The organism is Caballeronia sp. M23-90 (assembly GCF_053574605.1).
This window is the reverse complement of sequence record NZ_JBSIPA010000058.1, coordinates 1-22490: the sequence shown is the minus strand read 5'-3', so window position 1 is coordinate 22490 and position 22490 is coordinate 1. Positions and strand designations below refer to the sequence as shown.

At 55.0% G+C, this 22490-nt stretch carries 17 protein-coding genes and 5 pseudogenes; 3 read left to right on the top strand and 19 right to left on the bottom strand.

The annotated features are described in order from the left end of the window. Nucleotides 1-229, top strand: a pseudogene (locus ACRXB1_RS08895) (IS110 family transposase); the annotation flags it as partial. A 688-nt stretch (nucleotides 230-917) separates the two neighbouring features. On the opposite strand, the gene ACRXB1_RS08890 reads toward ACRXB1_RS08895, so the two are convergent. The 3 genes from ACRXB1_RS08890 to ACRXB1_RS08880 all read right to left on the bottom strand — a co-directional run bounded on the left by ACRXB1_RS08890 (nucleotide 918) and on the right by ACRXB1_RS08880 (nucleotide 3266). After that, on the bottom strand, nucleotides 918-1655 hold the full coding sequence (locus ACRXB1_RS08890) for a hypothetical protein (protein WP_449491794.1): 738 nt from the start codon (nucleotides 1653-1655) through the stop codon (nucleotides 918-920). Nucleotides 1656-1732: 77 nt separating this feature from the next. Further along, nucleotides 1733-2464, bottom strand: a complete 732-nt coding sequence (locus ACRXB1_RS08885) for an ABC transporter ATP-binding protein (RefSeq protein WP_449491793.1) — start codon at nucleotides 2462-2464, stop codon at nucleotides 1733-1735. 13 nt (nucleotides 2465-2477) lie between these two features. Continuing rightward, the gene (locus ACRXB1_RS08880; protein ID WP_449491796.1) at nucleotides 2478-3266 is read right to left on the bottom strand and encodes an ABC transporter permease; all 789 of its coding nucleotides are present in this window, start codon (nucleotides 3264-3266) and stop codon (nucleotides 2478-2480) included. A 2463-nt stretch (nucleotides 3267-5729) separates the two neighbouring features. Here ACRXB1_RS08880 and cysC point away from each other — a divergent pair. Further along, nucleotides 5730-6380, top strand: a complete 651-nt coding sequence (cysC, locus tag ACRXB1_RS08875) for an adenylyl-sulfate kinase (protein ID WP_449491792.1) — start codon at nucleotides 5730-5732, stop codon at nucleotides 6378-6380. Between the two features lie 631 nt (nucleotides 6381-7011). Here the strand turns inward: cysC and ACRXB1_RS08870 are convergent. The 3 genes from ACRXB1_RS08870 to gmd form a co-directional block, all read right to left on the bottom strand. Further along, nucleotides 7012-9585 carry a glycosyltransferase family 4 protein gene (locus ACRXB1_RS08870; RefSeq protein ID WP_449491791.1) on the bottom strand — a complete coding sequence of 858 codons (2574 nt, stop codon included), beginning with the start codon at nucleotides 9583-9585 and terminating at the stop codon, nucleotides 7012-7014. Between the two features lie 20 nt (nucleotides 9586-9605). After that, nucleotides 9606-11012, bottom strand: a complete 1407-nt coding sequence (locus tag ACRXB1_RS08865; RefSeq protein ID WP_449491790.1) for a methyltransferase domain-containing protein — start codon at nucleotides 11010-11012, stop codon at nucleotides 9606-9608. A gap of 212 nt (nucleotides 11013-11224) precedes the next feature. Beyond that, nucleotides 11225-12265 (bottom strand): GDP-mannose 4,6-dehydratase, encoded by a 1041-nt coding sequence (gene gmd, locus ACRXB1_RS08860; protein ID WP_449491789.1) that lies wholly within the window; start codon nucleotides 12263-12265, stop codon nucleotides 11225-11227. Nucleotides 12266-12737: 472 nt separating this feature from the next. Here gmd and ACRXB1_RS08855 point away from each other — a divergent pair, with 472 nt between their 5' ends. After that, complete coding sequence (locus ACRXB1_RS08855) at nucleotides 12738-13604, top strand: symmetrical bis(5'-nucleosyl)-tetraphosphatase (protein ID WP_449491788.1); 867 nt, start codon at nucleotides 12738-12740, stop codon at nucleotides 13602-13604. Here ACRXB1_RS08855 and rfbD read toward each other — a convergent pair. The 13 genes and pseudogenes from rfbD to ACRXB1_RS08790 all read right to left on the bottom strand — a co-directional run. Beyond that, complete coding sequence (gene rfbD, locus ACRXB1_RS08850) at nucleotides 13601-14503, bottom strand: dTDP-4-dehydrorhamnose reductase (protein WP_449491787.1); 903 nt, start codon at nucleotides 14501-14503, stop codon at nucleotides 13601-13603. The genes ACRXB1_RS08855 and rfbD overlap by 4 nt on opposite strands. Before the next feature lie 8 nt (nucleotides 14504-14511). Next, nucleotides 14512-15063 carry a dTDP-4-dehydrorhamnose 3,5-epimerase gene (gene rfbC, locus ACRXB1_RS08845; RefSeq protein ID WP_449491786.1) on the bottom strand — a complete coding sequence of 184 codons (552 nt, stop codon included), beginning with the start codon at nucleotides 15061-15063 and terminating at the stop codon, nucleotides 14512-14514. Beyond that, entirely contained in the window at nucleotides 15048-15941 is an 894-nt protein-coding gene (gene rfbA, locus ACRXB1_RS08840; RefSeq protein ID WP_449491785.1) for a glucose-1-phosphate thymidylyltransferase RfbA, read from the bottom strand. Before rfbA ends, rfbC begins: the two co-directional genes overlap by 16 nt. Then, on the bottom strand, nucleotides 15931-16998 hold the full coding sequence (gene rfbB / locus ACRXB1_RS08835) for a dTDP-glucose 4,6-dehydratase (RefSeq protein ID WP_449491784.1): 1068 nt from the start codon (nucleotides 16996-16998) through the stop codon (nucleotides 15931-15933). The genes rfbA and rfbB overlap by 11 nt, the downstream gene beginning before the upstream one ends. A gap of 1 nt (nucleotide 16999) precedes the next feature. Next, the gene (locus tag ACRXB1_RS08830) at nucleotides 17000-17815 is read right to left on the bottom strand and encodes a lysophospholipid acyltransferase family protein (protein ID WP_449491795.1); all 816 of its coding nucleotides are present in this window, start codon (nucleotides 17813-17815) and stop codon (nucleotides 17000-17002) included. 48 nt (nucleotides 17816-17863) lie between these two features. Beyond that, nucleotides 17864-18145, bottom strand: a pseudogene (locus ACRXB1_RS08825) (aldo/keto reductase); the annotation flags it as partial. Nucleotides 18146-18557: 412 nt separating this feature from the next. Then, nucleotides 18558-18674 (bottom strand): annotated as a pseudogene (locus ACRXB1_RS08820) (IS5/IS1182 family transposase); the annotation flags it as partial. Nucleotides 18675-18953: 279 nt separating this feature from the next. Further along, nucleotides 18954-19067, bottom strand: a pseudogene (locus ACRXB1_RS08815) (Tn3 family transposase); the annotation flags it as partial. An 18-nt stretch (nucleotides 19068-19085) separates the two neighbouring features. Next, complete coding sequence (locus ACRXB1_RS08810) at nucleotides 19086-20114, bottom strand: aldo/keto reductase (protein ID WP_449491783.1); 1029 nt, start codon at nucleotides 20112-20114, stop codon at nucleotides 19086-19088. A 229-nt stretch (nucleotides 20115-20343) separates the two neighbouring features. Then, entirely contained in the window at nucleotides 20344-20880 is a 537-nt protein-coding gene (locus ACRXB1_RS08805; RefSeq protein WP_449491782.1) for a hypothetical protein, read from the bottom strand. A gap of 107 nt (nucleotides 20881-20987) precedes the next feature. Then, nucleotides 20988-21251: a hypothetical protein gene (locus ACRXB1_RS08800; protein ID WP_007180432.1), complete on the bottom strand. Its 264-nt coding sequence runs from the start codon at nucleotides 21249-21251 to the stop codon at nucleotides 20988-20990. Beyond that, a complete protein-coding gene (locus ACRXB1_RS08795) occupies nucleotides 21248-21547 on the bottom strand; it encodes a hypothetical protein (RefSeq protein ID WP_449491781.1) in 300 nt (99 codons plus the stop codon). The genes ACRXB1_RS08800 and ACRXB1_RS08795 overlap by 4 nt, the downstream gene beginning before the upstream one ends. Before the next feature lie 56 nt (nucleotides 21548-21603). Continuing rightward, a pseudogene (locus ACRXB1_RS08790) lies at nucleotides 21604-22362 on the bottom strand (Tn3 family transposase); the annotation flags it as partial. Nucleotides 22363-22490: the final 128 nt, after the last annotated feature.

Sequence of the window (22490 nt, the reverse complement as noted above, 5' to 3'; positions counted from 1 at the left end):
CGCATTCTACCGGCGCCTTGCCGGCCGAATTGGTAACGCCAAGGCCGTGACTGCGACGGCGCGCAAGATCGCTGTTCTGTTTTATAACGCGATGCGCTATGGCATGGACTACCGCGACCCGGGTGCGGATCATTACGAACAGCAGTACAGGGACCGTGTCATCAAACAGCTTCATCGCCGCGCGGCGCAATTTGGATATTCACTACAGCCTCAGGACTCGCCAGCGTGAAGGTGAGTTTCTTAGGAAAGTGCTCGCTTAACACCATAAAAGTTGATTGCGTATCATCCTAAGTGATACACCGCTTGCGGTAGTCCAAGTATCCTGAATACCTTGACCTCGGTAAAGATCGGCGGTTGAAGTGAAATCATCCACATCGACCAACCCTTTTATTGTGAAAAATTGGACGATTTTTCCCCGTTGCTGTCGACAATCCAGCGAAACGGAACAATTTCCCAGCAAATTTGATTCGAACGCATCGCTCGAAGCGCCCAGCGTTCGATCGCTGCCGAAATAAAGTAGGATAATCAGGGCGTAACCACCTGTGACCGTATTGGCTTATAGCCGCGCCTTCATTTGCTAAGTCCCGATGTTTTGCGAACGTCAGGCATCCCGATCTCGAAGTGACCTCAAAGAAGCGAAACAGCGGCGCGCACAAACGTCAAATTCATAAGTGGCCATTCAAATTAAAATGACAATAAAGAAATTGGCAACAGGCGGGGATGCAATCATCGTCAACGATCAGGCGACACGCACGAAAACCCTACTGATCGATGACGATTCTAAGCGACGCCTTTTTGATCTGCAGTGCTCTCTCCCCGCCTAATTGGATTTATGCTCTACAATCAGCCGCATGCAACTAATCTCATTGTTGTTGGCGAGAGGCCTCCCTCTTTGGCAACGTTAAGGCGGTATTAGTCTATGCGCTCAAACTACGCCAATTCGATTCTGCTCGGGAAGCTGATAGCCAATTAAACGATATACCGTATCCTAGATCGTCGAAGATGCGTTTGTGCCGGCTATAGATAGCGTTCGCTCGCCCAAATGGTATCAGCTGCCTCCAAAGTCCCGGTCGCCCCTGCCAGCCATGGTGATTCACCTTCGCTTGGAAATGTTTAAGGTCAAATTGTGCGATTGCTTCATTTAAATCCATCGATTCGCCGCATAACTGATTTAAAACGGTCGAGAACGCATAATGCGGCGATCGAACGAAATCCTCATACTTAGTTTTAATCACGCTTTTGTCGTGCCACCATTGGTAACTAATCGCAAGCAGATTTTCCGCTCCCCAACTGAGCGCGTAATCAAGAAACGTCTCCGACACAGGTGACTGGCCGACAAGTTCATTGGGAATTTCTGCGTTGCCAGCGAGCCATTGCGAGGTCAGTGGTTCGTGTTGAATAAAGTGGAGCACGGAGATAAGCAGATCAAGGGGATGCCGCGCAATGACCACTACACGAAACCCGTTCTCTACTAGAAACTGCTGAAAATTGGGCTCCCTATACCAATGCAACTGCAATATACAGCTTTGCGGCAGCTCAGCCGGCAAGTCGACATAATTGTGAACACCTATCTGATCCAGGGAAAGCGTAGTCGCGAGAACTGATCGCACCCAGGTGTTGCCGCTCCGCGGTGAACTAACAATGGCAACGCGCATCAGATCCTCCGAAGAAAATCATCTAGACTACCAAATAGTGGGTTTTACGGAGATTACATACATTTCGACGGCTAAAGTCAAAACGGGATTTCACTCGCGAGGATCTCTTTCACTATGCCATGCTCAAGCGAGAACACTCGATTACACAATTTTTGGATCAACGTTTTCGAATGTGACGCTAACACAAGGATCGAGGAATTTTCGACCATACCTTCCAGCCTCCGCGAGGCCTTTTGATTGAAGTCAGCATCACCTACAGACAGCCACTCATCCATCAGAATAATATCTGCTTTCAAAGACGTGGACGTAGCGAACGCAAGGCGTAGTGACATGCCGCTAGAGTACGTCCGCGTTGGCATATTTAGATAGTCACCGAGTTCGCTAAACTCGGCGATCTCATCAATCTTGGATTCAATTTCCTTCGGCCGCATGCCCATCATTACACCCCGAAGAAAGATGTTCTCAAATCCGGTTGACTCTGAATCCATACCTAAAGAAAGATCTAGAAGAGAAACGATATTCCCAGAAATCTCGATCTTTCCATTGAATGGTTCGTACACACCTGATAGGACCCGCAGTAGTGTCGTCTTACCCGATCCATTATGACCAACTAAGCCAATACGATCGCCCGGCTGGAAATGAAACGATGCATTGTCAATAGCGCGGACCGCTACATGTCCTCCCGCCGAGGCTGCGACCCTACCCCCCGTAGTTGCACGAATTACCGCCTTCTTGAGCGACCGGTGTGAAGCGTTGTAAATGGGAAATTCAACGGATATATTGTCCGCCTTGATAAAAACATTATCCATTTTATGTTATCCGTTACAGCCAATAAGCAACCCTGCTACGAAAGCGGGCCAGCAAAGGTAGCGCGATCGCCGCGCATATCAAAGTAAACCCGATCGCCATATACCAGGAATGATCAGATGGATATTTATTTAATATTGGCAGTCGAACGATATCAATGAGGTGCGCCAAAGGGTTATATTTAACTATCCACGAATAACGGCCGCCAAGGGTCTTTTCCTGCCATATAATCGGCGTGAGATAAAACGCGACCATCGTCACATTTTGTATTATCGGAGGCATGTCCCGGAATCGCGTACATAAAATGGCGATAATAATAGAAAGGAACAACGCCGCCACCGACACTAGCGCAAGCCCGGGGAGTGCAAGGAGGGCCATCCAACTCCAACCCTTTCCAAAAAAAGTCACAACAATAAAAACTATAACTAGATTATGCCCCAAGACAATCAGATTTCGAGTTAATAATCGTAGTAAATAAGTAGGCAACGGAATTTTAATCTGTCGGAGGATATGTTCAAATTGTGTGAATCCGGTGCAAGACTCTGTAACTTGACCGGAAAAATATACCCATAACACGTTCCCCACGGCAAAATAGGGTAAAAATTCGTGAATGTCAGATTTGAAAAGAGTTGCCCAGAGAACACCAAGCGTCCCGATCATGATCCCCATGCTCAGGGTTAGCCAGAGGGGTCCTAGAACGGAACGCCTGTAGCGCTGTCTAATATCGAACCATCCCAGCAGCGCCCATAAGTGGGGCGCTTTAAGCGAGTTACGTATCTCTTCGACGGCTATTTTCAGCTGCATAGATTTAAACAAACGTGGTCCCGAGCAAGATCATGTTGACGACTCAGCGCGACATCAGAACGCCGACATCGCGACTCGGCAGGTGTGGAACCCCCTACGCTGGAAGCATGTGCGCGTTCGTGGACCAGCGCTGGGTCCGCAAAAATGGCTGTCGGGGATTGTAACATGCAGCGTTATCCACTCCTGCTGCTGGTTTTGTTGATTTTCGAGATGCACACTAGAGGCGACGCGCGAGATCGTCGCCTACGCGTGAAGACAGAGGGCAGTATTACGTCAAACTTTCGCAAGCTTATTTCCGTGCGTGGCTTAACTTTGCATTGGTTAGGTTATCAGTGGCCAAAGACATTTCTGGGCCGATACCAATGATAAGAACGTTACTTTCCTCGCCGGACCGAGATGTCTATCGAGGTAGGAACTTCACTCAACAATTGTGTTTTATACGAGGCTTGCGGGAAGGAAGGCGAAATCAAAGAGACCATCAAGATGATGCGAATCTGGGGGAGAGAATATCAACGACAGGTCATAAGAACAGGAACTTTTCGCTTGCTTCCCTTAACCTTCAAATTAGACGAAATGCTCAGCTCGCCTGTGTGGAATAAACCCCTGCTTTCTTCTAAAACTTCTGGAAGCCATTACGACCGACTTAATTCCGTGTCCGAGGGGATAAAAATATAGCCGGCCGGCGACCCTTTCGAGGATAGTATTTGTGACGTATTGCCCTGCGGACGTTGTTAACTCTCTAATCTCGGCGCAGATTGCAATGGCCAGTACGCGGTGAACTCGACGTTCCAGTTCCACTAACGCTCGTCGTCAACAAAGGCAGAGCTTCCATGTCAGCGACGGTCAAACCGAGGCAGAGCGTCGGCTTGAAAAGGGAAACCCGCGGACCGGCAGCGCTGATCGTGATCTTCCGCCACTGTCATCAACATTTTTGCTCGCTTTTCACAGCGAGCAAACCAGCCCGCATTTAAATGCGAGCTTGCCTTTCTACTTTCCTAGCGATTTGCCCGTGTCCGCCCGGAAATTAAAGCTTATCCATCTTCCCAATGAGCAGCTTCGTTCTCGCCGAATTTTTTGCGATGTGCCTTGACTGCCGAGGAGCATGTCGCCGAGCGACTATTTCGGCTGTAGCTATCTGTCGCATGCTCCGTCATACTTGTTTTGGCTTGTTATTTGCGCGTCTCGACATCATAGCCCCAGTAGCTCCTATCGGCGGCTCGTCTCGTCTAGAAGCTTACGGATAAAAATGCTCACTATAATTTCGATAGTTAAGGACCTGTTTTAAGTTGGTGCTTATGGATGCAGACCCTTCCGCACTCAATCAATTCCTCGATCATTATCTCCTGGCTACATATAGCGCCGCTGCCAATATCTATGATTTTCCGCTTCGTTGATTGGACATAGAGCTATGAGGCTTAAAGCTGATGCTGATTCCTTATATGTAATACCGCGGTTTTTGGTTCGCCTTTGCCGCGCTCTTTATAGCGATCGGCCAATCGGTTTTTCGTCTTTCCGTTGGGCTTTGCAGTGTACGCTTACCAGAGCGCATATTTCCTTCCGGGACCAAGCGCAATTGGCTACATGCGGCTTTTGGCCCTCGCTGCTTGATTCTGCTTGTACATGCTAAACGACTATTGGCTTGCCATAGATGCATTACCTCAGCGAGGAACACTACGCCACGAAAAGGATCCGTTTATCAACCCGGATCGGCGCCGATGGTGGGGTTTCCTGTCGGAGGACGCGCCCGCCGCCGGACTTCCACTTTGACGAACGGAATGGGCGCGCCTCCTCATAAGCATGCAAATGCAGGGCAGCACAGCTTTATTTACACAAAAAGATTGCGCGTGACTGCTATTTCTTTCATTTTTTCACCAGTGTGCCGACATACGATTGACGAGTGAAGCGCAGATCAGTCGGGCACAGAACAGTCGGACCTGTGAAGGGTCCGCCAAACGACATGATCAATAAAGCTATAGACGGGCAACGTATCGATTTGGCTTGAATGGACCCAATACACGGAGGCGTTGCAAGTTGGAGATCCTTTAGTGCAACCGACTTTGCTAAAAAAACGCTCAAAATGCAAGTTACAGGTCAAAGTTATCCACTTTTCGTCGCCAAAAGAGGAATTTGCATCAGGTGCGTTCCTGGTGTGAAAATTGCTCTCTGCTTCGTGGAACAGTATGCAGTGGGGTGTCGTAGCCAAGTTGTACGAATGTTACTGAATTGATTGGACGCTTTTTCCTATGGTGATTTATGACAGCGTAAAGCCTGCACTTCTTTTCCTTTTCCGCGTTCTGCTAAAACGTCCCGATGGCGCGTTTCGCCGAATTTGACGCGAAAGTGAAAAAGTTGCATACCACTACGCTGTATCGATTACCTAGTGCATTAGCATGATCAACTAGAATGGACGGATTCGCTAAGAGGCTCGAATTTAGTCGGCAAGGTACCTAGAGCGGAATAGATATGGAAAAAGAGCCTCACACCTGCGAAAGAACCGGCATGTCGCCGTACGTCAGCGTGGTCAGCCAGCCTTCAGCCGTTACCCGACTCGATTGTGAGCGGAAGAACGGTCACCGTGGCGCGGTGGTCTGGCTGACCGGCCTGCCCGGCTCGGGTAAATCGACCATCGCTCAAACGACCGAAAAGATCCTGTACGATCTCGGCTTTCAAACCGTAACGCTTGATGGCGACAATATCCGCCTCGGCTTATGCGCGGACCTGGGATTCTCTGAAGTTGACCGGAACGAAAATGTTCGTCGAGTTGTGGAAACGGCAAAACTCTTTCTCGATCGAGGATTTATTGTGATAGTGGCTTTGGTTTCGCCCGTTCGCCAATCACGTGAGAAGATTAAGCAAGTCATTTCCCCAGACGATTTTTTGGAAATTTATTGCAATTGTCCTTTGGAGGTATGCGAACAGCGGGATCCTAAGGGTCATTACGCAAGGGCGAATTTGGGGCAGATTTCTAACTTTACTGGAGTTTCGTCTCAGTATGAAGAACCGCTCCAGCCTGCCTTATTACTGAATACCAACATGCAAGAGGCAGGCGAATCCGCACGCCAGCTAATCAAGTTAGTCAGCGAAAAATGTGCAGTTTCGGTAGTATCACGCTGAATTACTAACCCGCATTTTCGTCAATAATTCGCTTAACCTCGAAAGCCGACACGAATCACTCATTGACTGCACAATGACGTCAACACAGAAAAAAATGAAACTGCGTTCAAACGAAGTCGACCTGTTCTTGCATTAAAGCATAAGCGCGTGAGGTCGACGTATCACTGTCAGTTCTGTTTAGGGAGGGTTATCTACGTAGAATCGTTTTACTGCCTCACCCGTTGACACCTGACCGAAAAATCATTACTGGTACTCTAACCAACAGATGCGCAGTTCACCACCGGCATAGTGCCGCAAGATATGCTAGCTCCCTGCTTTCCCACTTACCTCGCTTCCTGCAAACGCCCCTATGGCGGCGGTAAAATGTGGCCGGAGTAGAAGAACTGGATTAAGCATTCAGACCTGCGTTTTTGGTCGTTTCTGAAGCCCTATGGTTTCGTTAGTAAGCGATGCCGGCGATATCAGGCGCGGTCCTAATCCGAAGAAATATCTCATGGCTCGCAGTTCCGTTTTTCGTAGGCAACGCTGAACGATCTAGCTACCAACGGTTTCGGACCAAAGATACGCAGATCGTGTCCACGACGATACTGCGAGAAACGCAAACGGCATCGATCGTGCCCCTACCCTCATACTAAGAAGCCGTCGCCGCCCCCTTCGTCCACGCTTGATACCATTCAGCTCCCAGCATCACCTGTACAATCTGCTCAGCGCTCTGCTTCCATGTCATCCATTTCATCCCGGTCGATAGCGGCACGCGCCCTTCCTTGTATAGCAGCAACCATGCTTCAACAGCAGCGCTCAAATCTTGGTCTGCGTAACCGGTAAAATAAAACGCATGATCGCCCGCAATTTCCCGAAACACCGGCAGTTCACGAGCCAAAACCGGCAAGCCTTTTTGTGCCGCCTCGATTAATGGCAATCCGAAGCCCTCACCAAGCGAAGGTGCAAGCAAACAAGACGATACCTCGTAAACCTTCTGAAGGAACTCATCGCTGATTCCCTCCAGCCAGAAGAAATGATCGTTGCTTTCCCCTTTCTGCTTGAGCGCGTCCGCCAAATCCTCCACTCCCCACCCGGCTTTCCCGACTATCACCAGATTCACGTCGACGCCCGCGGCCCACAGACGCTCGAAAGCAGCAAACGCCTGCACGTGGCCCTTGCGCGGCTCTACCGTACCGACCATCAAGAACGTTGGACGCTCTCGCAAAGCTGCAAGAACAGCGGCAGCGGTCGCAGGCATGCCCGACGACGGTTGGCTGCTTTCAATATCCGCGCCCAGATGAAAATACCCTACCTTCAGCTCACGAAACCGCTCCACCGATGACGCGTCGAGCCACATAATGAGGTCATCGGCTACCGCGCGTGAGATACAGATCAAGCCATCACTAACTGTGCCTATGATCTTAAGCCACGGCGGAAACACGGTGGCAATGACCTCCGGAAACCACTCGGGCTTCAGCACAGGGAGCAAATCGTACACAACAAAATAAATCTTCACGCCCCGGCGCCGCTGCGCAGCAAACCAGCCCTCCGCCGGCGGCACGCAGTCGGCGACCAGGTCGAGTCCCAGGAATACATCGCCTTGCTGGCTGTCGACCCATTCGTCTTGCTCGTCGATACCCCGAGTGCCCACATCCAAGGCTTGCATGAATCGGTTCGCGTAGCGATAGATCATCACGCCGCGGTCCAGCCGCACAGGCCGCACTTCCCAGCCAGCGGGAGGCTGCTCGAGCAATTGCCGCACGATTGAGCGTGTAACACGCTGGATACCCGACTTCGCGTCATGTTCACAGAGCACTGAGACATCGACGAGCAGTTGCCGCCGGCGTCCCGTCCGCTGATTCGCCGCAATTGCGTCTGCACTCGCGATCAAATCGATCTCAGTGGAGGTCAACTCAAGCTGCGTCAAAGCTTCGATGATCCCGCGATACCGTTCCTCGCCGGACTTCATGGGCGTTACAGTACCGTTCCGTATGCTCTCGTTACGCTTAGCATGCGTATCCTCGAACGCTTGCAATGCGCGTTTGCCGGTCGCATCCCACGAGAATTTGGGCACCTGCACCGCAGCGTGGTCGCGCAGCGACTGCCAATAATCAGTGTCGCTCAGACCGCACTCGATCATGGCGGCCATCGCCTCAAAGTCGAGGGGATCAAAAAGTGCGTCCTCGCGGCCGATCACCTCGGGAATGCTCGTCGCCTCCGAGCCGATCACGGCCGCGCCGCACGCCATTGCTTCCAGCGCCGGCAACCCGAATCCCTCATGCAGCGACGGAAACACGAACAGGTGGCACGAACTGTACAACGCGATAAGGTCCTCGTCGGACACATATCCGCTCGACAGCACAAGGTCTTCGCGTGCCATACCGTTGGCCTCTGCGAGATCGTAAAGCTTTGCGCGACTCGCCGCGGTCGCCTGGCAAACCATGAAAAGTTGATATTGCTTACGCAACGCAAACGGCACCTTCCCCCATGCCTCGATCAAACCTTCGAGATTTTTACGTGGCTCGACAATGCCCGTCGTCATCACGTACGGCCGGCTGATACCGAAGCGCCCACGAAGCGCAGTTACATCAAGTTCCGAATGCGTCGCTCGAGCGAACGATTCCGAAACAGCTGAAGATATATTGGTGATTCGCTCACGCGATATCTGCAATTCACGCACGGCTTCTTCGCCGCAATAGTTCGAGATGGCAAGCAGCACATCGGCTTGCTTGAGCGCATCGATCTTCTCGTAATAGTGCTTCTTGAAGCCGGCATCCGTCAGATATTTGGCTGGATTTAGATAGGGAATCAGGTCATACAGCGTGACAGCAGTGATGGTGCTGGTATCTAACTTTTTGATTGTCGACACTGAGACGTCGACATAACCTTCGAACAAACTGCTGATGTGCACGACATCCGGTTCGAGTTCGGCAATGGCGTATTCGCGAATTAACTGCGCGGCGCGCGTCCGCCAGTCGTCGGAGCCTTGGTAAAGCGCGATCGGGGGAAGCGAGAACACGGCAATCCGGTCGACCGGTAAGAGACCGTCGAACGCTTGACGAATCTCGTCGATCGAGTCGGGAAACAGGTTGTTCAGGGCGACCCATATTTCATGCTCACCGGCATTGCGGGCAATCGCCTTCGCCAGCGCAAGGCTATAGCGGCCGATACCTCTTAGCCGGCTGACCGACTGGCATCCTTGAAGATCTAAAACAATACGCATGTCTGTACCGGAGAAATTCTCTATTTTGTGCGTGCGTTTAAAGCGCTGAGCAGATCGCCATGCACCTTTCGACCGCGTGCCGTCAGTCGGTCAACGGACGCGACCGCCGGCATCGCCGCGCCGGTCACAACGCCTTGAATGGCGTCAAAGCCCGCTATTTTGATCAGCCCTGCCCTAATCCGAGGCATGCGAGACAAAACATTAGCGAGGCGCTGCCTAAGCACCGGACGACATCGAACATAAGCCGCGGCGTGCAGCAGTCCGAGCTGGGCCAACCGGTTAACCGCCGCCTTCGTGCGGCCAATTTTCTTGATCGTCAACCCGCCCGCGCGCACTGGCGACGACAATCGCCAACTGGTACTCGCCATCATGGCAGCAACATGATGCTGAGCGCGATGGGCGGTGTCTTCGGCGGTTGCCGCGCGTACAAGCGCGCGCTGCAAATGTGCTTCCAGTTCGCTCGCGCGAGCGACCGCCTGCTCTTTGCTTGCGCTCAGATCCTTCTCAGCGCGCAAACGGACTTCACGAACGCGCTCCTCGCTCCGTGCCACACGGTCCTTCAAATAGGCCGCTTCAGTAGCAGCCAATTCAACCTTGGCCTGCAGCGCAAGCCGTTCCGTTTCTGCCTCGAGCACACGAGCAAACAATGTGTTCACGTCCTCAGTCTCCTTATCCGAGATAGGCAGCGTCGTTGGCGTGATCAATGATTCCGCCAACGCTATCGACTCATTGTCCGCGCTCTTGAACGCGATGATCGCATAGTCGGGCGCCTGCATAAAATTCTCGTCCACCACCGACACCACCTTATTGACAACCCCCGCGCCTGCAAACTCACTTGGCAACAATTCAAGATCGTTGTTCAGAAAATCACGATTGACCGGCACGACGATCACTCGCTCAAACCCCGAGAACTCCGCCGCGAAGCTCAGCAGAACAGACGGAATGGGGCGCTCGTGCGTCGGGTCGAGATAGAAGTTGCACGCGCCAACAAGGAGATTTGCGGGGTTAGGCGTCTCGAGCAGCAGCGCGCCACCATTATCGAGCACGCGATACGCCTCTTTGAGGAAGGCGAGAAGTTTCTCAAACCCAAGATGTTCGACCACGTGGAATGCGCTCACCAGCCCGTACGACTTATCGGCTTGCCGGCTCAAAAACTCGATTGCCTCGCCTCTAGCCACAGGCAGTCCCGCCTCCTGTGCTTCGACAACGAAGTCGTCATTCAGATCAATGCCGCTCGCGGCCAAGCCTCGATCGGCTAACAACTCGAGCCACTCCGCGCGGCCGCAGCCGATATCCAGAAGCTGCTTCGGTACCTGTTCAAGAATTGCCTCGACGACCGGCAAATACAACTTCTGCCTTGCCTTGATCAAGTCGCGACTTCCTCGAAATCGGTCTTCGAGAGCACGATAAAAATCGTCGGTTACCATAAAATCCGCTGTGCTTTTATCTGTACGTTATGTTCTTGGCGTTCAGATCAAAGCCGGTGAATACAGCCAAGAACAGAGGTAGGGCCGGGCAATTGCCTTGACACACCCGTCAGCCTACCCGCAAGAACAAATGAAAATGTCGCGCTGTTCGACAAAAACAACAGCGCGACATTTTTAGTTCGCGTGGCTCGGGCGATTCAGACCAGTCAAGATCAGAACGAGAACCCTGCTTTGTTCCTGCGCAGATCTTCCTCAACCATCATCTTGCACAACTGTTCAAGCGTCGTTTTCGGCTCCCAGCCAAGCTTCTGTTTCGCCTTGGTCGCATCGCCAATTAGCAACTCTACTTCCGCCGGACGATGAAACTTCGGATTGATGCGTACGATCACCTTGCCGTTCGACGCATCGACGCACTCTTCCTTCTCGCCTTCGCCACGCCATTGGCCGTCGATCCCTACGCCCTTCAACGCCATCGTAACGAAATCGCGCACGGTTTCGGTACGGTTGGTCGCGAGCACATAAGTATCGGGTTCATCGGCTTGCAGCATGCGATACATGCCTTCTACGTATTCCTTGGCGAAGCCCCAGTCACGCTTCGCGTCCAAATTGCCGAGTTCAATCACGTCGAGCTTCCCAAGGGAAAGCTTCGCAACCGAATCCGTGATTTTGCGAGTGACGAACTCACGGCCACGCAGCGGCGACTCGTGATTGAACAGGATGCCACTTGAGCCAAACATATCGTACGACTCACGATAGTTAATCGTGATCCAGTGCGCGTAAAGCTTTGCGACACCATAGGGGCTGCGCGGATAGAACGGCGTGTCTTCCTTTTGCGGAATGGCTTGCACCTTGCCGAACATCTCCGACGTCGAGGCCTGATAAAAACGAATTGATTTGTCGACGATACGAATGGCTTCGAGCTGATTCAAAGCGCCGACACCCGTAATCTCAGCCGTGGTAGCCGGCTGGTCGAACGACACACCTACGAAGCTTTGCGCTGCAAGGTTGTACACCTCGCGTGGCTGCGCCTTTTCGAATAGGCGAATCGATGCGCCCAAATCGGTCAAATCATGCTCAACGAGGTGTAGCTTGGGATGATTCAGAACACCCAATTCCTCCATCCGCCAGAAATTGACTGAACTCGTGCGCCGATAGGTGCCGTGAACGTCATATCCCTTTTCCAGCAGCAATTGAGTGAGATATGCCCCGTCTTGCCCCGTAATACCCGTAACAACTGCGCTCGTCAATTCCATCTCCCTTAGAAAACCCACCATCGAGCGAAACTGGCGCAATGGTGGAGAATGGCTTAAAAATGGTAATGATTATATCTGACGCGTGGACCGCTCCGTCAGCCTAGACATATGCTTATCCGGCCGTCAACAAACCTCCCACGTCGGGCGCTAATGCGAATCGCCCAACGCGGGAGCGTGCATCGCAGGGCTTTGAAGGATGGCGCGATCGTCCGATTGTAATCATTGAAAAACTCGTCAAAAAATCATTAAAGCAAGTGGAGCGATGCGCCCTTGCCTCGAAACGGGTCAGTAACGAATCACCGACGCTTCGCTCTGTCGGTTACCATGTTACGGTGTGACCTGGACACTCGCACTCTTCTAACACCTTATGTCGGGGGCACTTAGTGCAAGTAGTGGCGCAAGTTGAACCCGTCAAACTGCTCATTCGCATCGTTCGCGCCGGTAATAGATTCATCCTTCGCATCGTTCCCACATGGCATCTTTACTTACGCAAAACTTGGTCCAGCCGTCCGTTCCGCTCGCATTCGGTGATATTCAGGGCTGCCGCGAAGCATTTCGGCGCTTGCTGACAAAGGCTCGCCCAAGTGAAGCCACCCCGTTGTGGTTTGCTGGCGACATCATCAATCGCGGCCCCGAGTCTCTTGCCACGTTGCGCGATCTGATCGCCCTTGGCGACCGCGCCGTCGCAGTCCTCGGCAACCACGACCTGCACTTGCTGTCCGTATCGGCGGGGATTCGTAAATCCAAAAAGGGCGACACTATCGATGAAATCCTCGCCGCGCCCGACGCCGCCGATCTTCTCGACTGGGTGCGGCACCGGCCGATTGCGCACTTCGATCACGGCATGCTGATGGTTCACGCCGGCGTTTTGCCGCAGTGGGACGTGGCGACCACGCTCGAACTAGCCGACGAATTCCAGCGCGCGCTGCGGGCGCCCAACTGGAAGGAGACGCTTGCGAGCCTCTACGGTAACGAGCCAAATCGATGGAAACCCAAGCTCAAAGGCGCTGACCGGCTGCGCGTGATATGCAACGCGCTCACGCGCCTGCGCTTTTGCTCCGCTGACGGCGACATGGAGTTTTCCTCCAGCGGCGGCGTCGGGTCCGCACCTGCCGGCTTCATGCCGTGGTTCGACGTGCCGTCACGCGGGACGTCAGACGTGACGGTGGTATTCGGCCACTGGGCGGCGATTGGCTTGATTGTCCGCGATAACATCATTGGCCTGGATTCCGGTTGCGTCTGGGGCGAACGACTCACCGCCATGCGCCTCGCCAGCGATCCTGCACAACGGACGGTGACGCAGGTGGAATGCTCGGATTGCCGCGCGGTTATCGATTAAAGCCCGGAGTTCCGCATGCACTGGCGCAGCGCTTCGTCCCATGCGGGCGCCTCGATGCCGAAAGCCATCGCCAACTTGTCGTTTGAAAGCTGTGAGTTTAGTGGCCGCACCGCCGGAGCGGGATACGAGGCAGTCGGGATGCTTTTGATCACTGGCCTGGCCGGCTGACAGGAGTTGTGGAAGATCGCCTCCGCGAAACCCGCCCACGATGTCGATCCTCCAGCCGTGAGATGGTAGATGCCGGAGCTGCGAATCCAGTCGTCGCGCTCGCCGCAAAGTAGCTGCGACAACACTTTCGCTGTTTCGTTGGCGACGGTCCTTGACCACGTCGGCGCGCCTGTCTGATCGTTCACCACACTGAGCTCGTCGCGCTCGGCGCCAAGGCGCAGCATCGTTTGAAGGAAGTTTGTTCCTCGGACACCATAGATCCAGCTCGTGCGAAAGATCAGATGTGCACAGCCCGACGCCGCAATGGCCTGCTCTCCACCCAGTTTGCTCACGCCGTAGATATTCAGAGGATTCGGCGCATCGTCCTCGACGTACGGGCCGGTCTTCGCACCATCGAAAACATAATCGGTCGAGTAGTGAACCAGCAACGCGCCAAGACGTTTCGCCTCCTGTGACAACACTTCAGGCGCATCGGCGTTCACTTGCATTGCGCTGGCAGCGTCCGTTTCGGCTGCATCGACAGCCGTGTAAGCCGCGGCATTCACGATCAACGAAGGTCCCACGTCTTGCACGACGTGCCGTATCCGGTTCGTATCGGATAAATCCAGACCGACCCGATCCAGCGCCACGACGCGGCCAAGACCTTGCAAACTGCGCGCGAGTTCAAAGCCGATCTGGCCATTGACGCCGGTCAGCAGAATCGTCGGTCGAGACAATGCCGAGTCGATCATTGCGGCGCTCAAGGGTAGTGGTCGGCATCGGCCAGGCTTGCGCCCCCGGCATCCTTTGCTGACAGCACCGGTTCGAAGTCTATCGGCCACTGTATGCCGATATCCGGATCGTTCCAGGCGACGCTTCGCGCATGTTCCGGATGCCAGTAATCGGTCGTCTTGTAGAGCGATTGCGCAAACTCCGACAGCACGACAAAACCGTGTGCGAATCCCGGCGGAATCCAAACCTGCCGGCGGTTTTCGGCGGACAACTTCACGCCCGTCCAGCGGCCAAAATGCGAAGAGCTTTTACGCATATCGACGGCGACATCGAACACTTCGCCTTCCACCACCCGAACCAGTTTTCCCTGCGGATGTTCGATCTGGTAATGCAAGCCGCGCAACACGCCATGCGCCGAACGCGAATGATTGTCCTGCACGAATTCCACGCCTGCCTGGACTTGTTCGCCGAAGTCGCGGACGTTGAAGCTCTCGAAGAAGAAGCCGCGCGTGTCCGTGAACACATCCGGTTCGATGACCACGACTCCCGGCAACGCAGCGGCGATTACTTTGAAGGCCATGCGACTTGATGAGTAAGAAGGTTAAGCAGATAACGCCCGTAGGCATTCCTTGCGAGCGGCGCGGCGAGCTTCGAGACCTGTTCGCCGTCGATCCAGCCGCTGCGAAAGGCAATTTCTTCAGGACACGCGATCATCAGCCCCTGCCGTTTTTGCAGCGTCGCGATAAACGTTGCGGCCTCGATCAGCGAGTCGGGTGTGCCGGTATCGAGCCACGCAAAACCGCCGCCCATGATCTGTACCTCTAGCTTCTGCTTTCCCAGATAGGCCGAATTGATATCGGTGATCTCCAGTTCTCCGCGTGCCGATGGCTTGATACTCTGGGCGATGCGGCACACGTCGTTGTCGTAGAAATAGAGGCCGGTTACTGCGTAGCTCGAACGGGGAATCCGCGGTTTCTCGTGTATCGATATTGCATGGAAATCCGCGTCGAATTCCACCACGCCGTACCGCGCGGGATCCTGCACATGGTAGGCAAAAACCGTGGCGCCTTCAGGTCGTGCGTTCGCCTGCGCGAGCCGCTTGTCGAGATCCTGACCGTAGAAAATATTGTCGCCGAGAATCAGTGCGCATGGGTCCGCGCCGATAAACCCTTCGCCGATGATAAACGCCTGCGCCAGCCCATCGGGCGCGGGCTGCACGGCGTACTGGATCTCCATGCCCCACTGGCTTCCGTCGCCCATCATGGCTTCGAAAAGCGGGGCATCGTGGCGCGTCGTGATGACCAGCACTTCGCGGATTCCCGCTGTCATCAGCGTGGACAGGGGATAGTAAATCATCGGTTTGTCGTACACGGGCAGCAACTGCTTCGAGACCACATGTGTGATCGGATAAAGCCGCGTGCCCGTGCCGCCGGCGAGAATGATGCCTTTACGCGCCATCGTCGATCCTTGTTGTGCTGATACTCGTCGTTCGATAAGCGCCGGAGATCACATCGCCGACCCAAGTCTGATTGTTCAGAAACCAGCGGACTGTTTTCTCGATCCCCGTCTCAAACGTTTCCGCCGGCTTCCAGCCGAGTTCGCGCTCAAGCTTGCGGGCATCGATGGCATAACGCAGGTCATGTCCCGGCCGGTCCGTAACGAACGCTATCTGGTCACGATACGAACCCGCCGTTTTTGGATGCAACCGGTCGAGCCAGTCGCACACCGACTGCACGACCTCGAGGTTCGCCTTTTCGTTCCATCCGCCGACGTTGTATGTTTCACCAACTCGGCCGCGCGCCAGCACTTCGCGGATCGCGGCACAGTGGTCGCTCACATACAACCAGTCGCGGATGTTCAAGCCGTCGCCGTACAGCGGCAGCGGCTTGCCTGCCATGGCGCTCATGATCACGAGAGGAATCAGCTTCTCCGGAAACTGATAAGGGCCGTAATTGTTCGAGCAGTTGGTCGTGATCGTGGGCAGAGCGTACGTATGGTGATACGAACGCACGAGATGGTCAGAAGCAGCTTTGGTTGCGGAATAAGGGCTGTTCGGCGCGTACGACGTGGTCTCGGAGAAAGGGGCATCGTCGGAGTTCAGAGAACCAAAGACTTCATCCGTCGATACATGCAGGAAGCGAAACGCCACTTGTTCGGCATCGGCTAATGTTCGCCAGTAAGCGAGCGCCGCTTCGAGCAGCGTGAAAGTGCCGACTACGTTGGTCTGCACGAACTCGGCGGGTCGGTCGATCGATCTGTCCACGTGGCTTTCAGCCGCAAAATGTACGATCGCGCGAGGTCTGTGCTGAGCGAGCAGCGCGTCAATCGCCGCGCGATCGCAGATGTCGGCGCGTACAAAAACGTGATTCCGGTTGTGCTGCAGAGGATGCAGCGTGGACAGGTTGCCGGCATAGGTCAGCTTGTCGACGTTGAGCACAGCCTCGCTCGACGCGCCGAGCCACTCAAGCACGAAGTTCGCGCCGATAAACCCAGCCCCGCCCGTAACAAGGATCATGTCAATGCCCGGGCGTAAGCCCCTCGAGGTCTGCGGACTCGGCAGGCACTTCTTCTTGCGTCGCAGTCGCGGTCACCGCACTCAGCCCCGCCTGCATCCGTCTCAACGCGCTTTCAATTACCGCCTGTGCCTCTTTCGCCAGCCCCCGCCGATCATCCCCCGCGGCGAGCGCATCGCAGACATAAAGATGCGCGGTCAGCGGCCTGGCATGCAGCATGGCATTCAATGTGAAACTAAGCGTCAGGTCATCGATATAAGCCGGCGCCTCCGATTGCTGTCCACTGCCATCTTCGTACATCAAGCAAATCGGCTGAACGGGACAACCCGCCGACACCGCCGCCTGAAACAGGTTCGAATGAAACGGCAGCAAGTCCGTCCCCGCCGATGTCGTCCCTTCCGGAAACACGCACATCAATTCGCCGCGCTTCAACCGCTCGGACAGTTCATGCATGATCCGTTTCGCATCGCTGCGTTTTTCGCGCTGGAGAAAGATCGTGTCCAACTGCTGCGCAAGCCAGCCGACGATCGGCCATTGACGCACCTCAGCCTTCGATACAAACGGCGTCGGCCGCCACGCATTCACCACGTAGATATCGATCCACGAAACGTGATTGCCGACGACCAGCGCGCCGCTATCGAGCCGCGCCTGATCGTTATGGACGACGAGTTTCATGCCGCATCGGCGCAACATCTCGACGGACCACGCGCGGTTCAGTTCCATCCGCGTTTGGGGCGTCGCGTTGGGAAAACGCGTCGCCACGGTGAACATGCCGTGCAGCAGATGCGCAAAGATGCGGAGCTTGCGGATGGCGAGCATGGTCTCTCGATCCTCAGCCGGGAGGTGCTGATAGTAAAGATCGATATGGTCCACGCCGAGACGCTTGAGCGAAGCATCGCAAGCCTGGCGCACATAATCGGCGTCGCCGCGGATGCCGAGGAATTCCCCGTTTGGACCGCGCACGTTGCCGAACTTAGTAGCGAGCACGACGGCGTCGCGTCGGTCCTGTATCGCCTTGCCAACCAACTCTTCATTGGTGAACGGGCCGTACATGTCCGCGGTATCGATGAAGTCGATGCCCAATTCGATTGCGCGATGAATCGTCGCGATCGATTCGGCTTCATCACCCTGACCGTAGAACTCCGACATGCCCATGCAACCGAGTCCGAGCGCCGACGTTTCCAGTCCCTGTTGTCCTAGTTTTCGCTTCTGCATTTACATTCCTTTCCGGCTATGTCTACGTTGTCATGTCATCTTGTGTACAGGGAATGCTGTGCCGTTGATCCACTGATGAGTAATCAGATATCGTTAGGATTGCAGCGCATCACTTCGCTGCCTACCTAAATATTGAATCCGGTCGATTCTACATCAGGATGGCGGTAGAACTGCATGATGTCAAGTTAGGGCATCGCTCAATCTGATGCATCAACGCTTGCAGGCCAACAAGAGAACGCCACCGGCGACCATCGCAATGCCCGACCACTCGAGCAGTGATGGTCCGCTCACCGGCTTTGTTGCGTAAATTGAATTTGAGGCGAATCACCCCTGACCCCAGACGGAGTTATGCCACGGTCGCCACTACGACGGTGTGAGGGCGGCCCAATTGCGTGAAGCGATTGAGCAGCGCAGCGCGAATCTGCAACTCGACCACCCGGCGCTCGAAGGTGCGCGCAGCTACCAGCCCAGCGTTGCCGCTTTGTGCAACAAAGCCGCGCCCTGGTGATTGCGGCCTCTCTGGGCGCTTCCCCTGCGGTGCTGGGTAGCCTGCCGGCCACTGTGGCCGGCCTGTTTCTAATGGCCTCGCCTGGTCTGCATGGGGTCGCTCAAGCGATGCCCATGCAAACCCCTGCGCCGATCGTCCAGGTCGTCCGCACTATTGCAGATCCGCTGCGGATCTTCGCACTGGACGATGGGGCCAGCGTGGTCGTATTTCGCACTGTGGACGGCAAGCTGGTTAGCTGCCAAGCTTGCGCAGCATCAGCGAGGCCGTCACCGTACCCAGCTTGATTGAGGTGGTCAGCCGCTGAATTTCGTCCCAATGGGCACGTATTTGCTTGATGTTCATTCCGCCATCGGCGGCAAGCTGCGTCTACAGAATCATCTGCGGGTTGTCGCGGTCGAGCCGGGTAAATTCCAGCATCCAGTTTGGATACAGGCGCGGCGGTGCGCTGACGGCATCGAGCGCCGCCACTTCTTCGGCCGTGAGTTGCCATTCCACGGCCTTGAGGTTGTCCTGCAACTGTTCAGGCTTGGTGGCGCCGACGATCACCGAACTGACGTTGGACTTGCGCAGCAAATAGTTGAGCGACACTTGCGCTGCGCTGACCCCGCGCGCAGCGGCAATGCGCTGCACCTTGTCTAGGATATCGTAGTCTGCCTCGTCAACCTGGATGAAGTTGTGGTCTTCCTTGCTGCGCCGGGCGTCCTGCGGGCCTTGCGCGCCGCGCGGATATTTGCCGCTGAGAAAGCCTCCGCCCAAAGGTGACCAGGGGGTGATGCCCAGACCCTGATCCTGGCATAGAGGGGCGAGTTCGATCTCCACGTCACGTGAGACCAGCGAATAATGCGCCTGCAGCGAGACGAACTTCTCCCAGTGGTGCTTTTCGGAAATCGACAACGCCTTCATCAACTGCCAGGCGAAATAGTTCGAGCAGCCCAGATAGCGCACCTTGCCCTGGTGTACCAGGTCGTTGAGCGCCGAGAGCGTTTCTTCCAGCGGCGTCATGAAGTCGAAGCTGTGCACGATGTAGAGGTCGAGGTAATCGGTGTCAAGGCGCTTGAGGCTGTTTTCGCAACTCTGCATGATGTGGTGTCGGCTCAAGCCCACGTCGTTGATTTCCGGGCTCATGCGCCCACGCACCTTGGTGGCGATCACCGCCTTGTCGCGCTTGCCCTTGAGCGCCTTGCCGAGGATTTCCTCGGACTGGCCGTAGGAATAGACATCGGCACTGTCGAAGAAATTGATGCCGGCATCGAGGGCGGTATCGACCAGATGCTGGGCCGCTGGCTGGTCAAGCCCGCCGATTTTCTCCCAGTAGCCCTGCTTGCCGAAACTCATGGTGCCGAAGCACAGCTCCGAGACGAGCAGACCGGATTTTCCCAATTGACGGTATTGCATGGTTGAAATCTCCTTTTTAGGGTTCGCAGTTGGCTTTGTCAACTTACCGAGAGTGAGACGGCACGGCGGCAGATACGACTACTGGTCAGAAAGGGGATCTAAGCCGGAACCCCAGAAAATTCCGTCGTTCCACATTGTGAACATCAATCGGCTTATTCCAGCCGAAGAATGTTGGAGCGACGTCCGGTGAGTGGCATAACGGTCTCGGTCACAAGGACCATCAGGACCGTTACGCGGGGCCCAGTTCGATTACATTGTGGGACAGGTCGAGACAATCTTCGCAGTCCCGGCAAACCCAGTGCAGCATCGGCCCGACCGGATCTGGATGGTCGCTGAACGTTGTCAGCGCCGCGTCGTACTGAGCATCGGACGTGCTCGAGCGCAGTATCCGCTCGAGATTAGACTCGATGCTGTCCAGGCTGCATTCACCGATGCCGGACTTGAACACCGTCACACCGCCTGACGGGTTGACTGCGAAGAAGAAAAACGCCTTCGTGTCGACCATGTGCGACAGGATTGTCCTGGCGATGAAGTTGCTCGGATTGATCAGCGCATTGAAGATGCGGTAGCCGTAAAACTCGAAGCCGAAGTGTACGACCTCGAAATCGTCGGTGCCGCGTATCGAGTGGCCGAAGTTGAAACCGCCGCGTGTTACGTCGTTCGGAATGTCATCCACCGGCCGCAGTGCCAGGCAGGCATAGTGCGTCTGGCCCTCGGCCACGAGTCCCATCGCAAAGCAGGGCGCGCGCTCGGCCAGCAAGGCCACGACAAAATTCCGGTTCATGCGAAGCGTTGGCAGCATCGGGCATCCTTCATCGTGAATCAACATTTGCCGACCTGGCTGTGCGGTGCGTCGACGTCGAACATCAAAGGCTATACATCGTCGAGCTCGAACAGCGCGCGATCGGCGGGCCGCGACAGATAGTCGTCCATCATCGCGCGGAAATCGGCTTCATCCCACTCGCCGCGATCGACACGCCGCAGCAACGCCTCGCCGGCCAGCATGATCTTTCGCTCGCGATCCGCGCGCGTTTGCTTGACCTGCTGGCGCTGCGCCTTAGCTGCCGCTTTGCGGGCCGTTTTCAGCTCCTGCAGCTTTTCGTCTGTCGCATCGAGACGACGTTTCAGCATGTTCATTCTGGCGTCCCGTTCGAAGAAGCGGTTTGCGCGGGAAACCGGCGCGCCGGCGTGCGCCGGTTCGTTACATTCGCGCCGTACTGTCGCGCCCAGGTGCGTACCGCGGGCGCGATATCGACTGTCGGCGGCATCTTCGGCAACACATCCATCGTCCAGCCACCCAGCCGCTTTGGCGCAATATACGCAGGTCGCCAGCTGCCGTCGGCCAGGATATCGATCACGAACGGCGACGTGCCGACGCTCAGTCGCCAGGTGTTGACCACGGCTGGGGGTAAAGGATTCCCCGCTTGTAGCATCGTATTCCACCGTAACAGGAATAAGGGATTCCAAGCCAGAACCGCCGAAAATTCGATCACTCCAATTCGAGCCCTGCAATGAGCGCGTCCAGGTCGATTTTGTTGTCGCTTTGAAAAGTGTAGTGCCCGTTCAACAGGATATGCCGCCAGGCTGCCGGTGATATCTGCGTGAGCCGCGCCAGCGCCTTGGTGTTGCCACTGGCCTCCCATTTCGTCAGTAGACGCGACAGAATCGCCGAGTTGTAAAAAATGATCACGTTGGCGATCAGCCGGGCGCACTGGTTGCTGATCTCGATTTCGATGTCCGTGCGACCGGTCAATTCCTTCTTGCCGCCGACCTGAGCGATGCTCGAACGAAGCTGATGGTAGGACTCGAGGCGGTTTTGGGAGCGATGCACGTTTCGCTCGAGCTGCGGGTCGCGCAGGTAACGCAACGTGTAGATGGTACGAATGAGCCTATCGAACTCAAAAATCGCTCGACGTGTCGGATTTTCCTGCGAGTACGTACATAGTTTGCGGATCAGCGAGCCCTGCGTGATCTCTTTGAGGCCCAGCGTGGCGACGATCTGATCGATATTTGCCTTCTCACCGGTGATGAGCTGCCGATCGATTTGTCCGATCGGCTGAATCAGGCATTTCTCGTACAGCGCCGGGTCGTCGATACAATACAATTCCTGCAACTGGTCATCGAGGTTTGTGAAGCGAGGCTCGAAGCGCAACCCGAACCAATACAGGATAGCGAAGTTGGCCTTGTTGATGCTGTGCATGTCGCCGGTGATCGCAGTCGGCACGATATCCGACGTGTTGCGATACCAGTGAGATAGGCTGAAGAAAGTGGAGATCAATGTTTCGTAGAATGAGCGAAATGGAGATCAAATGAATCGAGGACCGAAAGGCCGCTACACGAAGGAGTTTCGCGAGCAGGCGGTGAAGCTCGTTCTTG

Coding starts and splice junctions, on each gene's coding strand:
- ACRXB1_RS08890 (WP_449491794.1), bottom strand. CDS start 1,655: ATGCGCGTTGCCATTGTTAGTTCACCGCGGAGCGGCAACACCTGGGTG.
- ACRXB1_RS08885 (WP_449491793.1), bottom strand. CDS start 2,464: ATGGATAATGTTTTTATCAAGGCGGACAATATATCCGTTGAATTTCCC.
- ACRXB1_RS08880 (WP_449491796.1), bottom strand. CDS start 3,266: ATGCAGCTGAAAATAGCCGTCGAAGAGATACGTAACTCGCTTAAAGCG.
- cysC (WP_449491792.1), top strand. CDS start 5,730: ATGGAAAAAGAGCCTCACACCTGCGAAAGAACCGGCATGTCGCCGTAC.
- ACRXB1_RS08870 (WP_449491791.1), bottom strand. CDS start 9,585: ATGCGTATTGTTTTAGATCTTCAAGGATGCCAGTCGGTCAGCCGGCTA.
- ACRXB1_RS08865 (WP_449491790.1), bottom strand. CDS start 11,012: ATGGTAACCGACGATTTTTATCGTGCTCTCGAAGACCGATTTCGAGGA.
- gmd (WP_449491789.1), bottom strand. CDS start 12,265: ATGGAATTGACGAGCGCAGTTGTTACGGGTATTACGGGGCAAGACGGG.
- ACRXB1_RS08855 (WP_449491788.1), top strand. CDS start 12,738: ATGGCATCTTTACTTACGCAAAACTTGGTCCAGCCGTCCGTTCCGCTC.
- rfbD (WP_449491787.1), bottom strand. CDS start 14,503: ATGATCGACTCGGCATTGTCTCGACCGACGATTCTGCTGACCGGCGTC.
- rfbC (WP_449491786.1), bottom strand. CDS start 15,063: ATGGCCTTCAAAGTAATCGCCGCTGCGTTGCCGGGAGTCGTGGTCATC.
- rfbA (WP_449491785.1), bottom strand. CDS start 15,941: ATGGCGCGTAAAGGCATCATTCTCGCCGGCGGCACGGGCACGCGGCTT.
- rfbB (WP_449491784.1), bottom strand. CDS start 16,998: ATGATCCTTGTTACGGGCGGGGCTGGGTTTATCGGCGCGAACTTCGTG.
- ACRXB1_RS08830 (WP_449491795.1), bottom strand. CDS start 17,815: ATGCTCGCCATCCGCAAGCTCCGCATCTTTGCGCATCTGCTGCACGGC.
- ACRXB1_RS08810 (WP_449491783.1), bottom strand. CDS start 20,114: ATGCAATACCGTCAATTGGGAAAATCCGGTCTGCTCGTCTCGGAGCTG.
- ACRXB1_RS08800 (WP_007180432.1), bottom strand. CDS start 21,251: ATGAACATGCTGAAACGTCGTCTCGATGCGACAGACGAAAAGCTGCAG.
- ACRXB1_RS08795 (WP_449491781.1), bottom strand. CDS start 21,547: ATGCTACAAGCGGGGAATCCTTTACCCCCAGCCGTGGTCAACACCTGG.